This is a genomic window from Gallibacterium salpingitidis, from assembly GCF_001678495.1.
Lineage (GTDB): Bacteria > Pseudomonadota > Gammaproteobacteria > Enterobacterales > Pasteurellaceae > Gallibacterium > Gallibacterium salpingitidis.
In genome coordinates, this window is record NZ_JTJL01000039.1 from 1 (window position 1) to 15,442 (window position 15,442).

13 protein-coding genes are annotated in these 15,442 nt (G+C 37.6%); 4 read left to right on the forward strand and 9 right to left on the reverse strand.

Translation table 11 applies throughout. The annotated features are described in order from the left end of the window. Positions 1-343 precede the first annotated feature (343 nt). From murI to QS62_RS07405, 7 genes are all read right to left on the reverse strand, one after another. Positions 344-1,147: a glutamate racemase gene (murI, locus tag QS62_RS07375; RefSeq protein ID WP_066108262.1), complete on the reverse strand. Its 804-nt coding sequence runs from the start codon at positions 1,145-1,147 to the stop codon at positions 344-346. A 38-nt stretch (positions 1,148-1,185) separates the two neighbouring features. Further along, complete coding sequence (locus QS62_RS07380; RefSeq protein ID WP_066108138.1) at positions 1,186-1,680, reverse strand: chorismate--pyruvate lyase family protein; 495 nt, start codon at positions 1,678-1,680, stop codon at positions 1,186-1,188. Beyond that, a complete protein-coding gene (gene recG, locus QS62_RS07385; protein WP_066108141.1) occupies positions 1,673-3,757 on the reverse strand; it encodes an ATP-dependent DNA helicase RecG in 2,085 nt (694 codons plus the stop codon). The genes QS62_RS07380 and recG overlap by 8 nt, the downstream gene beginning before the upstream one ends. 6 nt (positions 3,758-3,763) lie before the next feature. After that, on the reverse strand, positions 3,764-5,902 hold the full coding sequence (spoT, locus tag QS62_RS07390; protein WP_066108143.1) for a bifunctional GTP diphosphokinase/guanosine-3',5'-bis pyrophosphate 3'-pyrophosphohydrolase: 2,139 nt from the start codon (positions 5,900-5,902) through the stop codon (positions 3,764-3,766). A 27-nt stretch (positions 5,903-5,929) separates the two neighbouring features. Beyond that, positions 5,930-6,202 carry a DNA-directed RNA polymerase subunit omega gene (gene rpoZ / locus QS62_RS07395; protein ID WP_066108146.1) on the reverse strand — a complete coding sequence of 91 codons (273 nt, stop codon included), beginning with the start codon at positions 6,200-6,202 and terminating at the stop codon, positions 5,930-5,932. A 66-nt stretch (positions 6,203-6,268) separates the two neighbouring features. Next, positions 6,269-6,898, reverse strand: coding sequence for a guanylate kinase (gmk, locus tag QS62_RS07400; RefSeq protein ID WP_066108150.1), 630 nt, complete (start codon positions 6,896-6,898; stop codon positions 6,269-6,271). 77 nt (positions 6,899-6,975) lie between these two features. Further along, positions 6,976-7,608: a MarC family protein gene (locus QS62_RS07405; RefSeq protein ID WP_066108153.1), complete on the reverse strand. Its 633-nt coding sequence runs from the start codon at positions 7,606-7,608 to the stop codon at positions 6,976-6,978. A 53-nt stretch (positions 7,609-7,661) separates the two neighbouring features. Between QS62_RS07405 and QS62_RS07410 the strand changes: the two genes are divergently transcribed. Continuing rightward, a complete protein-coding gene (locus tag QS62_RS07410; protein ID WP_066108156.1) occupies positions 7,662-9,569 on the forward strand; it encodes an ABC transporter ATP-binding protein in 1,908 nt (635 codons plus the stop codon). 50 nt (positions 9,570-9,619) lie between these two features. Here QS62_RS07410 and tsaD read toward each other — a convergent pair whose 3' ends face one another. Further along, on the reverse strand, positions 9,620-10,639 hold the full coding sequence (gene tsaD / locus QS62_RS07415; RefSeq protein WP_066108158.1) for a tRNA (adenosine(37)-N6)-threonylcarbamoyltransferase complex transferase subunit TsaD: 1,020 nt from the start codon (positions 10,637-10,639) through the stop codon (positions 9,620-9,622). Between the two features lie 207 nt (positions 10,640-10,846). Between tsaD and rpsU the strand changes: the two genes are divergently transcribed. The 3 genes from rpsU (at position 10,847) to rpoD (ending at position 14,895) form a co-directional block, all read left to right on the forward strand. Next, the gene (gene rpsU / locus QS62_RS07420) at positions 10,847-11,062 is read left to right on the forward strand and encodes a 30S ribosomal protein S21 (RefSeq protein WP_013745715.1); all 216 of its coding nucleotides are present in this window, start codon (positions 10,847-10,849) and stop codon (positions 11,060-11,062) included. Between the two features lie 112 nt (positions 11,063-11,174). Further along, positions 11,175-12,968, forward strand: coding sequence for a DNA primase (gene dnaG, locus QS62_RS07425; RefSeq protein WP_066108162.1), 1,794 nt, complete (start codon positions 11,175-11,177; stop codon positions 12,966-12,968). Between the two features lie 49 nt (positions 12,969-13,017). Further along, positions 13,018-14,895, forward strand: a complete 1,878-nt coding sequence (gene rpoD / locus QS62_RS07430; protein WP_066108166.1) for an RNA polymerase sigma factor RpoD — start codon at positions 13,018-13,020, stop codon at positions 14,893-14,895. 138 nt (positions 14,896-15,033) lie between these two features. Here rpoD and QS62_RS07435 read toward each other — a convergent pair whose 3' ends face one another. After that, on the reverse strand, positions 15,034-15,339 hold the full coding sequence (locus QS62_RS07435) for a hypothetical protein (protein ID WP_066108169.1): 306 nt from the start codon (positions 15,337-15,339) through the stop codon (positions 15,034-15,036). Positions 15,340-15,442: the final 103 nt, after the last annotated feature.

Genomic DNA, 15,442 nt, shown 5'->3' on the forward strand with positions numbered 1-15,442 from the left:
CTTCGCTCTTAAAAAAAACTGACTTCGTTATTCAAATCATATGAATCTTCAAATTCAGCATTCAAGATAATTTTTTAATTCTTTTACTTAAAGTAAAAACATCATCTACGAATGCCCACACAGATTGTCTGATAAAATGTTAAAGAACAAAAAACGACGCGTTTTCTTTTTTACTTCAACAACGCGTCGTTGCGGAGGTGCATTATAGTGATTTCAATTCACCTTGCAAGTCCTTTTTTCACAAATTTTGAAAAATTTTATTAATTGCTTATTTTTTAGCTTTTTCCGTTGAATTTAACAACATATTGTCTACCAACTAATCAAGTAATCACTTTATCTATAATTACGGTAGTATCTCATTTAATTGTTGAAGTTTTTTAAACCCCCACTCATCAAACATTTTTCTTACTTCTTCATGATCTACAAATGGTGCAGTGCAATATGCTATTTGTTCTTTTTTGATTTTTTCCGCTGAAAACTCTGGTAATAAAGACTGAACTCGTTTAGCAATAGCCTTGCCTGAGTCAATAAAATGACTTACTTGCGGCAAACAGGCTTTTAATTCCGCCTTTAATAATGGGAAATGCGTACAACCAAGAATTACTGTATCTAATTCATACTCATAACGCCATTCAGATACTGCACGCATTACAGCAAAGTGATCAGCTGGTTTGCCATGTAATTTTTGTTCGGCGATTTCCACTAATTCAGTTGACCCTAGACGTTTTACCTCACAATCTTGTGCATATTCTTTGATCAGATCATCTACATAAGATCGAATTATGGTTCCTTTAGTGGCTAATAAACCAATTACTTTAGTTTGTGTTTTTTGTGCTGCTGGTTTAATTGCCGGAACTGTACCCACGATAGGGCAAGAAAAATTCTCCCTCATAGCTGGTAATACAATCGTACTTGCAGTATTACAAGCAATTACAATTAAATCTATCCTTTCTCTCTCCGCAATCTTTTTACAAATTACTACACAGCGCTGTTCAATTAATTTTTCCGTTTTTTCAGAATAAGGGAAACAGGCGTTATCTAAACAATATAGATAATGACAATCTGGCAATAAAGCTTTGACTTCACGATAAACACTTAAACCGCCTACGCCAGAATCAAAAAATAAAATCGTTGGTACATTTGCCATAATAATAGAAAATTTTTTAAGTAATTGAGTTGGCGATCTTATGCCTTTAACCAAAAATCCTCAAGGAAAAGCTCACTGATAAAAAACGGATGTTGAGAAAGTGTCAGCACTGATCGACGCGCAAATTCAGTCGTTGTTTTTCCCCACATTAATTTCGAACGTTGGATTGGTTGTTGAAATAACCATTCCCCAATTGGTTGATTTCCAAGCTGTTGAATTTGTTGTTTATATTGATTAAAAGTATCAATAGGAATAATGGTTCTCGCAAAAATCCATGGTTGCTGATCACCTAAAAGTATGACTTCTCGTAACCAATATTGTTGTGTATGAACTTGTATTTCTGTATCACCATTATCAGTCACCCATCCCTCAAAGATAGGCTGTACAGAAAATTGATTACACTGTTGTTTTAACGCTGCAGTCAATGAACCAGTAATCATTAGCCATTGTTGCTGTCTTTTTGGCAGCTGATTAAAATCCGCTAACCATTGCATTTGTTGTAAACTTCGACGATAAGATTGATATTTAAGCATTGGAATAGATTGTTTTTTGATTTAACCAACGTTTAATTAATAACATAGCGTGTTCTGGATGCTCTAATAATAATTGATTTGCACAACGTTGCACCGCTGGTAATAACTTACGATCACGTACTAAATTAGCCACCCGAAACTCTGCTGCACCGGTTTGTTTCACTCCTAACACTTCACCCGGGCCACGAATTTCCAAATCTTTTTCTGCGATCGCAAAACCATCATTACTAGTACGCATAATATCTAGCCTTTGACGCGAAACTTTGCCTAATGGTGTTTTGTACAATAAGACACAAAAAGATTCGATCTGACCACGCCCCACACGTCCACGTAACTGATGTAATTGTGATAAGCCTAAACGTTCAGCATTCTCGATAATCATCAAACTTGCATTGGGAACATCGACACCCACTTCAATTACTGTTGTCGCCACTAATACATCAATGTCGCCCTCTTTAAAAACTGACATAACCTCTTGTTTCTCTTGGGGCTTCATTCTGCCATGTACCAAGCCAATACGTAGCATTGGTAACGCTTTTTTGAGATCTTCTGCTAGCGCTTCTGCAGCTTGTGCCTCTAGCACTTCCGACTCATCAATTAATGTGCAAACCCAATACACTTGACGATGATCTTTACTGCAAGCTCGATATACACGTTGAACTAACTCATCACGTCGATCTTCCGCTATTGCCACTGTTTTTATTGGTGTTCTCCCTGGCGGCAATTCATCAATAATTGAAATATCAAGATCCGCATATACTGTCATCGCTAATGTACGTGGAATCGGTGTGGCAGTCATAATTAATTGATGTGGATAAACTCCATTCTTTACCCCTTTTTCACGCAGCATTAAACGTTGTTCCACGCCAAAACGGTGCTGCTCATCAATAATCACTAAAGATAGTGCCTGAAATTCAACTTCTTCTTGGAATAAAGCGTGTGTACCAATAACGACTTGTACTTCACCTTGTTGAATTTGTTGCAACACTTGCTGGCGTTTTTTACCTTTTACTTTTCCTGCTAGCCAACCAACTTCTATACCGAATGGCGCTAACCATTGTGAGAAATTATAAAAATGTTGCTCTGCAAGAATTTCCGTTGGAGCCATAATCGCAACTTGTTGCTGATTATCTAACGCAATCAATGCCGCTAATAAGGCAACCAACGTTTTCCCTGAACCAACATCACCTTGAATTAAACGCATCATCGGTCGAGATTGAGACAAATCTTGCTCAATATCACTTACTACTCTTAGTTGTGCATTGGTTGGAGTAAAAGGTAATGTTGCCAAAAATCGTTGTTTAATATCTGAATGGTAAGTCAAATTTTTGGCTGAATGTCGTTTCGTTTGCTGCTTACTCTGCTGCATAGCTAAATTATGCGCCAATAACTCTTCGAAAGCTAAACGTAACTGCGCAGGATGCTCACCTTTCTCCAATACACTCGCCATCGTTCCTGCAGGTGGGCGATGTAAAAATTGGATTGCCGTTTTTAGATCATAGCCACTTGGATTGAAAGTGGCTGGTAATAATTCTTGTACTGTTTTTTTCGTTAATAATGCTAATGCTTGATCGGTTAATTTCCGCCACGAAGCCTGTTTCAAACCTTCTGTTGATGGATAAATAGGTGTTAAATTTTCCTCCATCTCCAATGGCTCGTTATGGCGAATAATGCGATATTCAGGATGATGAATTTCCGCCATAAAGCGTCCTCGTTTCACTTCACCAAAAGCTTTTACTCTCGCACCGGTGGTAAAACTATTTTTCATCGCTGCATTAAAATTAAAAAAACGCAGCATTACTTTTGATGAACCGTCAGAAAGACTAACGATTAGCATTGGACGACGGGAAAATTGTACTTCGCAAGTTTGCACTATACCTTCAATCGTGGCATAACTATCAGGACGAAGATCTTTCAATGGTGTAATATGAGTACGATCTTCATAACGAAGCGGAAAATGAAATAAGAGATCTTGTACCGAAGAAATTCCTAAACGAGATAATCTTTCTGACATTGCGGCACCAACGCCAGAAAGTACAGAAATTGGCAAATTATCTAAAAGATTTTCCGATTGCATGCCAAGTTATTCATTAATATTTCGCAATACAGCAACAACACCTGATACCGCATTGATTTTACGAATAATTGTTGCTAAATGATTTTTATCACGAGCCGTTAACACGACAAACACTTGATAAACACGCCCATCACGCTCTTCAGTCCAAATACTTTGAATATTGCTACCAGCTGAAGTAATCACAGAAGTTAAATTCGCAAATGCACCATGTTGATTTAGCATTTCAATTCGCAATTCTGCTTCAAACTCAACACTGTTTTCACTCTTTTCCCATTCTACTGGCATATAGTGATCTGCATTTTCTTCACGATGACGGATATTAGCACAATATTCATGATGGATAACTAACCCTTTACCTGGACTAACATAAGCAACAATAGGATCGCCTGGAATCGGGTGACAGCACTTAGCAAAATTAATTAATAAGCCTTCTACCCCTTTAATTAGTACACCTGTATCCGTTTCATGATTATTATTGTTGCTAGGATCGCCATCCGTATCAATTTCTAATTTTTCACCTAATAACCGATGCGCAATCACTACACTAATTTGATTTCCTAAACCGATTTCAGCTAATAGATCATCCAATGATTGTAATTTCAATTCTGCCAATAATGCCGCGATTTTGTTTGGATCCACCTCGTCTAATTTCATTGGTGACAAAGCATGAACAAGTTGTCGTTTTCCTAAAATAATCGCTTCATCACGACGTAATGATTTTAAGGTTTGACGAATTTTGGCTCTTGCTTTTGCGGTCACCACAAAATTTAACCAAGTAGCACTTGGACGCGCTGATGGTGCAGTAATAATTTCAACGGTTTGCCCTGATTCCAATGCTTGCGATAATGCATAAGGTTGACGATCTACTCTTGCTCCAATACAGGTTTGCCCGATATCAGTATGAACGGCATAAGCAAAATCTACCGGTGTTGCTCCAGCTGGTAATTCAACAATGCGACCTTTCGGTGTAAATACATAAATCTCATCAGGGAATAATTCTGATTTCACATTTTCAATGAATTCAAATGAATTACCTGCGCTTTGTTGTAACTCAATTAAACTCTGTAACCAGCGTTGCGCGCGGATTTGTACAGTCGTAGTGTCATTTTTACCACCTTGTTTATAAATCCAATGTGCCGCAACTCCCATTTCCGCCATTTGATCCATATCTTCGGTACGAATCTGTACTTCAACTGGCACGCCATGAGGACCGATCATCGAAGTATGCAAAGATTGATAGCCATTTGCTTTTGGTACCGCAATATAATCCTTGACTCTGCCTGGGCGAGGTTTATACAAACTATGCATTTGTCCCAACACGCGATAACAGGTATCCACATCTTGAACAATAGCGCGAAACGCATAAATATCCATAATCGAATGAAAACGCTGTTCTTTCATTTTCATTTTTTGATAGATGGAGTAAAGATGTTTTTCTCGGCCAAAAACTCTGGCTTTAATCCCTACATCATCAAGACGCCCTTTGATCTCATCAGTAATACGTTGGATCATCTCTTTACGATTACCACGCGCATTTTGGATCACTTTTTGTAATACATAATAACGATGTGGATGTAATGCCTCAAAGCCTAAGTCTTCCAACTCATTTTTAATATGCTCGATACCTAGGCGATGCGCCAATGGACTATAAATTTCGAGCGTTTCTTTCGCAATACGACGACGTTTATCAGGGCGCAATGCTCCGAGTGTCCGCATATTATGCGTACGGTCAGCGAGTTTAATCAGAATAACGCGAATATCTTGTGTCATTGCCAAAATCATTTTACGGAAGTTTTCCGCTTCCGCTTCTTTACGTGTTCTAAATTTCAATTTATCTAATTTAGAAACACCCTCAACAATTTCAGCTACGCTTTTACCAAACTCAGCAGTTAATTCCTCTTCGGTATAAGGTGTATCTTCAATAACATCATGTAATAACGCCGCCATCACAGCTTCATGATCAAGACGCATTTCTGCAATAATTGAAGCAACCGCAACCGGGTGGGTAATATAAGGTTCTCCGCTAGAACGAGTCTGCCCTTCGTGAGCATCACGTGCAATCACAAATGCACGCTTCACTAACTCAATTTGATCATCAGGCAAATAACTTTTAATGATTGTATGTAAACTTTCAAATAAATACATGACTCGTTCTTCGCTTAGATTTAAAAATTATTCGATATCAGCTAACAAAGAAACCGCTTGTAACTCTGCGTGTTCTTGTTCTAAAGCATCATGGCGCTCTTGCGCATCCATAATATCATTATTGATTAAGCCTTCTTCGATTTCACGTAAAGCAATTACTGTTGGTTTATCATTCTCTTCTGGTACTAATGGTTCACGTACATGCAATTGTAATTCTCTTGCACGACGAGCTGCAGTCAAAATCAAATCAAAACGGTTGCCAATTTTATCTACTGCATCTTGGACGGTTACACGTGCCATAATTCTCTCCACAAATTAAATTGTTTAATAATCAATCAAGAAAAAAGGTTGAATATGATACTAAAGCTACTCCGTTTTCGCTAGTAGTTGCGAAATTAATAATTGGTGACGCTGTATTTGGCGTGCTACTTTTAACTTCTCCGCTTTTAAAATCACTTTAATTTCATTCAATGCCTGATCAAAATCATCATTAATAATTAAATAATCATATTCATCATAATGACTCATTTCACTGATTGCTTTTTGCATACGACCTGCAATCACTTCTTCCGAGTCTTGACCACGCCCTACTAGACGGCGTTCCAACTCTTGCATTGATGGCGGCAAAATAAAAATACTTTTCGCGGTTGGTACTTTTTTACGCACTTGTTGAGCACCTTGCCAATCAATATCAAGAAAAACATCAATTCCTTGTTTCAAGGAACGCTCGATCATTGGTAAGGAAGTACCATAATAATTACCAAATACTTCGGCATATTCTAAAAACGCATCTTCTGCTATGAGTCGCTCAAATTCAGCATGATCAACAAAATAATAATGTTTACCATCTTCTTCATTTGGACGAGGTTTACGAGTAGTGTGAGAAATAGAAACCTGCATTTCATAGCGAGGATGTTGTTGTAATAATGCAGCAATCAACGATGATTTTCCTGCTCCACTAGGTGCGGAAACAATATATAAATTTCCTAACGGCATAAATTATTCTCTATCTAATTAAATAGGCGTTATTTTATCACTTTTTCTTCTTTTTTCGCTATCTGATCACGACGAGATTAAGAGGTGACTGTCGGCATCACTTCCATAAAAAAGGCTTTAATACCACTTAAAATATGGTTCACTGCAATAGCCGCCAAAATTAACCCCATCACTCGACTAACAATCGCCGCACCTGTTGTACCAATTAAACGTTGAATCTTATTTGCAGCTAACAACAAGATATAAGTAATTAATAAGACTAGCGCCATAATAATGGCTGTCATAATTTGATCAGTAAAACTAAAACGATGATTATCGGTCAATAACACAATCGCCATCATTGCTCCTGGTGAAGCAATAGAGGGTACTGCCAATGGATATACTGCTAATTCATTTATATTAGAAGATAAACGCATCTCTTGTTCTGCTTTACCTTCACTAAACACCATTGTCAAAGCAAATAATAGCAAGACTAACCCACCAGCAACTTGGAATGCTGTTAATGGAATTTGCATTGCTTCTAATAAAAATTGACCTGTAATTAGAAAGAAAAATAAAATTCCTGTCGCAATTAATACCGCATTTCGCGCTATTTTCTTACGATCTGTCGCGGAAAGGCCAATAGTTTTGGTAAGATAGACAGGAACGGAACCAATAGGATCGATAACTGCCCATAAAACAACAAATTGAACTAAAAAAGAATCAAACATTTAGCAATCCTAAAATTCAAAAATATTAAACTTTATCAAGAGCATACCTAAAAATGTTAACTTTTACAAATTTAACCCTAAAACGTGGTATAACAACTTTACTTGAAAACGCTACTGCCACAGTCACTCCAGGACAAAAAGTTGGACTAGTCGGTAAAAATGGCTGTGGAAAATCCTCATTATTCGCCTTAATCAAAGGAGAATTGCTCCCCGAACAAGGTGATATTTTCTACCCAAATAATTGGGAAATCAGCTGGGTTAATCAAGAAACACCAGCATTAGAAATTTCTGCTTTAGATTACACCATTCAGGGTGATCGTGAATACTGTAAATTACAACAAGAATTAACTTTAGCGAATCAACAAAATGATGGTTATCGTATTGCCTCATTACACGCACAATTAGACACTATTGATGCTTGGACCATTCATGCTAGAGCCGCCACATTGTTGCATGGTTTAGGTTTTGAAGATGCACAATTACAACTTCCAGTTAAGTCATTTTCTGGTGGTTGGCGCATGCGTTTAAATCTTGCACAAGCATTATTATGTCGTTCTGATCTATTGCTACTAGACGAACCGACTAACCACCTGGATCTCGATGCAGTAATTTGGTTAGAAAGTTGGTTAAAAAATTATCAAGGGACACTCTTATTAATTTCTCACGATCGTGATTTTCTTGATCCAATTATTAATAAAGTGATTCATATAGAACAGCAACAATTGCACGAATATACAGGCAATTATTCTGCTTTTGAGATCTTACGTGCCACAAAACTAGCACAACAAAACGCCTTATACCAACAACAGCAACAAAAAATTGCTCATCTACAAAAATTTATTGATCGTTTTAAAGCCAAAGCTACCAAAGCAAAACAGGCACAAAGTCGTATCAAAGCATTAGAAAGAATGGAATTAATTGCACCAGCACATATCGATAATCCATTTTCATTTAGCTTTCCTGAACCTGATTTTTTACCTAATCCATTACTATCGATGGAAAAAGTAAGTGCAGGATATGGCGACAAAACGGTTTTACAACAAGTGAAACTTAATCTCGTACCTGGCTCACGAATTGGTTTACTTGGTAAAAATGGTGCTGGGAAATCGACTTTAATTAAATTACTCGCAGGTGAATTAACACCACAATCTGGTACAGTACAACTTGCTAAAGGTGTACAACTGGGCTATTTCGCCCAACATCAATTAGATATCTTGCGTGCTGATGAAAGTCCTCTTTGGCATTTGCAAAAGTTAGCTCCGACTAAAACTGAACAAGAGTTAAGAGATTATCTTGGTGGTTTTGCTTTTCATGGTGATAAAGTAAAACAGGCTATTGCCTCTTTCTCTGGTGGTGAAAAAGCACGTTTAGTATTAGCACTGATTGTGTGGCAAAAACCTAATTTATTATTACTAGATGAACCAACAAACCACCTTGATTTAGATATGCGTCAAGCCTTGACAGAAGCCTTGATGGATTATGAAGGATCTTTAGTTGTAGTTTCCCACGATCGTCATTTATTACGTAATACTGTTAGTGAATTTTATCTAGTTCACGATCATACTGTTGATACTTTTGATGGTGATCTTGAAGATTATCAAAAATGGCTGCTTAGTTTAGAAACTGCAGAAAAAGCAACGACAGAAACGCAAGCAATAACGAAAGACAATGAATTTTTACAGCGTAAAGAACAGAAACGTCGTGAAGCTGAATGGCGTGAAAAGACTGCACCATTACGCAAAGAAATCCAAAAATTAGAAAAACAATTAGAGCAATACTCGACAAAACTTGCTGAGATAGAAACCGCCTTAGCAGACAACGATCTGTATTTAAATGAAAATAAAGAGAAATTGACACAATTGCTAGGCGATCAAGCAACATTGAAAAAACAACTAGATGCTGTGGAAAGTGAATGGTTAGAAAAGCAAGAAGAATTAGAGAACGCTAAAACCAACGACTAAAAACCTTTTCTCCGTTTTGCACTCAAAACGGAGAAAGCATTTATTTTTGTTTAACTGATTTTTGCCAATTCACTCATACGCCAACGCAGACGAACTTCTACTGCCAATCCAGTTTGCTCTCCAGCTTTTAAACGTAAAAAACCAGCATAAGCAATCATAGCGCCGTTATCAGTACAAAATTGTGGCGCAGGATAAAATACTTCTCCGCCCAATTTTGTCATCAATTCGCCTAAACGTTGTCTTAATTGCTTATTAGCACTTACCCCACCAGCAATCACCAGACGTTTTAAACCTGTATCATGTAAAGCTCGCTGACATTTAATCGCCAATGTATCCACTACTGCCGCTTGGAACGCATAAGCGATATCACAACGCGTTTGCTCATCCTGTTGTGGATGCTGGGCAACCGTATTAGCGGCAAAGGTTTTTAATCCTGAGAAACTAAAATCTAATCCAGGACGATCTGTCATTGGTCGAGGGAAAACAAAACGATCTGGATTACCTTTTTCCGCTAATCGTGAAAGCGCAGCACCGCCGGGATAATCCAATCCTAATAATTTTGCAGTTTTATCAAAGGCTTCTCCAGCAGCATCATCAATCGATTCTCCAAGTAATTGATAATCACCCACCCCATTAACACGAATCAATTGGGTATGTCCGCCAGAAACAAGTAATGCAAGAAATGGAAATGCCGGTACACGCTCTTCCAACATTGGCGCTAATAAATGCCCTTCCATATGATGAACGCCCAACGCAGGGACATTCCAAGCATACGCTAACGAGCGAGCAATCATTGAGCCCACTAATAAAGCGCCAGCCAATCCAGGTCCACAAGTATAAGCAACACCATCAATATCCTGTGCTGATAAATTCGCTTCCGCTAATGCCGCTTGAATTAGCGGTGCAGTTTTACGAATATGGTCACGTGAAGCCAATTCTGGCACTACACCGCCATAATCAGCATGTAAACTAATTTGTGTATAAAGTTGATTGGCGATTAATCCTTGTTTCTCATCATAAATCGCCACACCGGTTTCATCACAAGAGGTTTCAATCCCTAAAACTTTCATCTGTTTGTTTTATCTAACCAAAAATTGGTCAGCATTTTACTCTTTTTTCTTTTGTTTCTCTAGTTCACAACTGAATTACAAACAAAATAAGCTGAATCCTCTCTTTACTTTTTGTCCTAAAATAGATTAAAATTGCGGCCTTTATTGAGTAAAGGTTATCTTTGTATAACCATAAAATTGTATAAATTTCATTGAGGTGATTGGCTCATGCCTGTAATTAAAGTTCGTGAAAATGAATCATTTGACGTTGCATTACGTCGTTTCAAACGTTCTTGCGAAAAAGCAGGAATCTTAGCGGAAGTTCGTAGCCGTGAATTCTACGAAAAACCAACAACTATTCGTAAACGTGAAAAAGCATCAGCAGCTAAACGTCATGCTAAAAAATTAGCTCGCGAGAATGCACGTCACACTCGTTTATATTAATTCATTCTTTAATCTAAACGATATATTTTCAAAACCGTGCTTCTTTTATAAGAGCACGGTTATTTCTTTCTTATTAACCCACATAATTGTTGGCTAGCTTAAGGTAGATACGATGAAAGGACTCATTCCGCGTACTTTTATTGATGAACTATTAGCACGTACCAACATTATTGATGTGGTTAATTCTCGTGTAAAACTGAAAAAAGCTGGGCAAAATTATCAAGCCTGTTGCCCTTTCCATCACGAAAAAACACCATCTTTTGTTGTTAGTCCTAAGAAGCAGTTTTATCACTGTTTTGGTTGTGGCGCACATGGTAATGCCATTTCATTTTTGATGGATTACGACAAGATGGAATTCGTCGAAGCGATTGAAGAATTGGCTGCGTTGCAAGGTGTTGAAGTGCCAAGAGAAACATCATCAACAAACACTTATGCAGCAAGCCAACATTATAAAAGTAAGCGTGATTTACACCAATTAATGCAAGATATTGCAGTTTTTTATCAACAGCAATTAACGCAAGTAATGCCGGCGCAGGCTTATTTACAGCAACGTGGTTTATCTAATGAAGTCATTCAGCGTTTTGCTATTGGTTTCGCTTCTGGAACAAATTCGGTGCTACGTACTTTTGGTCATTCCAATGAAGATCGGCAAAAACTGTTAGATACTGGAATGATTACACAAAACGATTCTGGCACTTATTATGATCGTTTTCGCCAACGTATTATGTTCCCAATTCGCGATCGACGTGGTCGTACAATTGCTTTTGGTGGGCGTGTTTTAGGTGACGAAAAACCAAAATATTTGAATTCTCCTGAAATGGCTACCTACCATAAAGGCAATGAATTATATGGGTTATATGAAGCTTTAGAGCAAAATGATAGTCCCGAATATTTATTGGTGGTCGAAGGGTATATGGATGTGGTTGCCCTCGCTCAATTTGGCGTCACTAATGCAGTGGCCTCTTTAGGTACTGCCACTACCGGTGAACAAATTCAAATTGCCTATCGTGCCACAGAACAAATTATCTGTTGCTATGATGGTGATAATGCAGGGCGTAGTGCCGCATGGCGAGCATTAGAAAATGCTTTACCGCATCTCTATGATGGTCGCCAATTAAAATTTATCTTTTTGCCAGAAGATGAAGATCCCGATACTTTTATTCGCCAAGTTGGTAAAGAAAAATTTGAAACTTTTTTAGCAGATGCTATTCCAATGAGCGAGTTCTTGTTCCAACATTTATTGGCGCAAGTTGATCTCAGTACTAAAGATGGTCGTAGTAAATTAGCCGCCCTTGCCGTACCACTAATTGATAAAATTCCAGGTGAAACATTACGTTTATATTTACGCAATACGCTAGGACAGAAATTAGGCATCATTGATAGTACTTTGCTTGAAAAAATGCTGCCAACCATGATCGCCAGTGCGACTGAAAAAATGAAAGAAAATACAGCTGCACTAAAATCAACACCAATGCGTTTATTGATTGCATTACTATTGCAAAATCCTGAGCTTGCAGATAAGCCAATTACACGCGTTTTATTGAGTAATCCACAAGTATTACAAGATCTAAATCTACCTGGATTATCATTATTTTTACAGATTTATCAAATATGTACAGAAAAAAGCGGCATTACTACTGGGCAATTGCTCGAGTTTTGGCGTGATAAGGAAGAAGAAAAAATTATTGAAAAATTGGCGATGTGGGATCATCTGATAAAAGATGATAACATTGAAGCCTCTTTTTATGGTAATCTAAAATACTTACATTCTAAAGTAATGGAAAAGCGCATAGAAGCGTTAAAAGCGAAAGATCGAACAGATACTTTATCGCTAGATGAAAAAAAAGAACTGATGGAACTGCTAGCAAACAGTCGAAAATTGCTAGCTTCGGTCTATTCTTCATAAGTATGTGAAGAATGATTTCTGCTAATCAACAATTATTGGATGTCAAAATATGGATCAAAATCCACAATCACAGTTAAAACAATTAATTGCACAAGGCAAGGAACAAGGTTATTTAACCTATGCTGAGGTTAATGACAGCTTACCAGAAGACCTCGTTGACGCCGATCAAATAGAAGACATCATTCAGATGATCAACGACATGGGTATTCAAGTACTTGAAACTGCTCCTGACGCTGATGATCTTATGTTGAACGAAAATGTTACCGATGAAGATGCAGTAGAAGAAGCGACCCAAGTGCTTTCTAGTGTTGAATCTGAAATTGGTCGTACAACAGATCCTGTGCGGATGTATATGCGCGAAATGGGTAGTGTTGAATTATTAACCCGTGAAGGCGAAATTGATATTGCTAAAAGGATCGAAGAAGGAATTAATGAAGTTCAATGTGCGGTTGCAGAATACCCGCAAGCACTTGATCATTTATTACAACAATATGATTTAGTTGAAAAAGGTGAAGTCCGTCTTTCTGATTTAATTACTGGTTTTGTTGATCCAAATGCGGTAGATACCGAAGACTATTCTAAATTTATGAACGATGATGTCGGAGATGATGATGAAGATGAAATGTCTTCTTCTGGTGACGATGTGGACGACAGTGATGATGACGAAGATAGTGACAATGATTCAGATAGCAGCTCTGATGGTGATTCAGATAACAGCATTGATCCAGAAGTTGCACGTGAAAAATTTACTGCATTAAAAGAACAACATCAAAAAACCGTTGAAGCTATCGAAAAATATGGTCGCGGTAATAAAAAAGCGAGAGATCAAATTACAGCGCTTTCAGAAGTATTCCAACAATTCCGTCTAGTACCAAAACAATTTGACCTTCTTGTGTTATCAATGCGCGATATGATGAAACGCATTCGTACCCAAGAAAGACAAATCCAACGCCTTGCAGTTGAATATGCCAAAATGCCAAAAGGTGCATTCCAAAAAGCATTTATTGGTCATGAAACAAACGATGTTTGGGTAGAAAAAGCCTTAGCTGCTGGCAAAAATTGGTCTGAAAAATTAAAAGACTATGAAAACGATATTCGTCATGCAATTGAATTACTTAAACTAATCGAACAAGAAAGCGGTTTAACCATCACACAAATCCGTCAAATTGGTGAAAAAATTTCACAAGGCGAATTAAAAGCACGCCGAGCGAAAAAAGAGATGGTTGAGGCTAACTTACGTTTAGTTATCTCTATTGCGAAAAAATATACTAACCGCGGATTACAATTCCTTGATTTAATTCAAGAAGGTAATATCGGTTTGATGAAAGCAGTAGATAAATTTGAATATCGTCGTGGTTATAAATTCTCTACTTATGCAACTTGGTGGATTCGTCAGGCAATTACTCGTTCGATTGCTGACCAAGCGCGTACTATTCGTATTCCTGTGCATATGATTGAAACGATTAATAAACTGAATCGTATCTCGCGTCAAATGCTACAAGAAATGGGACGTGAAGCTTCTCCAGAAGAATTAGCAGAACGCATGGGCATGCCGGAAGATAAAATCCGCAAGGTATTGAAAATTGCCAAAGAACCTATTTCTATGGAAACTCCAATTGGTGATGACGATGATTCACATTTAGGTGACTTTATCGAAGACAATACTTTAGAACTTCCTCTAGATTCTGCAACAGCACAAAGCTTAAAAGTAGCAACACACGAAGTTCTAGAAGGTCTAACACCTCGTGAAGCGAAAGTGCTAAGAATGCGTTTTGGTATTGATATGAATACCGACCATACACTAGAAGAAGTGGGTAAACAGTTTGATGTAACACGTGAACGTATTCGTCAAATTGAAGCTAAAGCATTACGTAAATTACGTCACCCAAGCCGTTCAGAAACATTACGTAGTTTCTTAGACGAATAAGTGAACAAAAAATCAAAGCATAAATAAGGTCAAGTGAAATACTCGACCTTATTTTTTGTCTATTAGACATATAAAAAAGGCCTCTGATCCCTTATGGAACAGAGGCCAAGAGGCACTACAGGAATAATATTTTATTTTTTATGCTGCTACTTTAGGTTCTACATGTGCTCCTTTTTTAAGATGTTCTTGCTTTCCTGCTTTCTTGGCAATCAAATGATGTTTCACACCTTTTTCTTGCTTAGCTGCACTAATATGCTTTCTTTCCATAGCCACAGGCTTTTTCGCTTCAGTATTTAATTCATGTTTCGGCATGATTTGTTCTGCTTTAGCTTTAGGTTCTACTTGATGAGGTAAATCCCCAGCTGCTTGTGCAACACCAACAGTTGCCATCGCAAAAACAGAAACTAACAATGAACTAACAAGCATTTTTTTATTAACTAACATAATTGAATACTCCTTATAGAGTGTTTTTGTTTTTTTATGAACGGAAACCGTTCGCCTTCATGTGGCGCATCTTAGTCCTGAATAATTAGCCGAAAATGAGTAA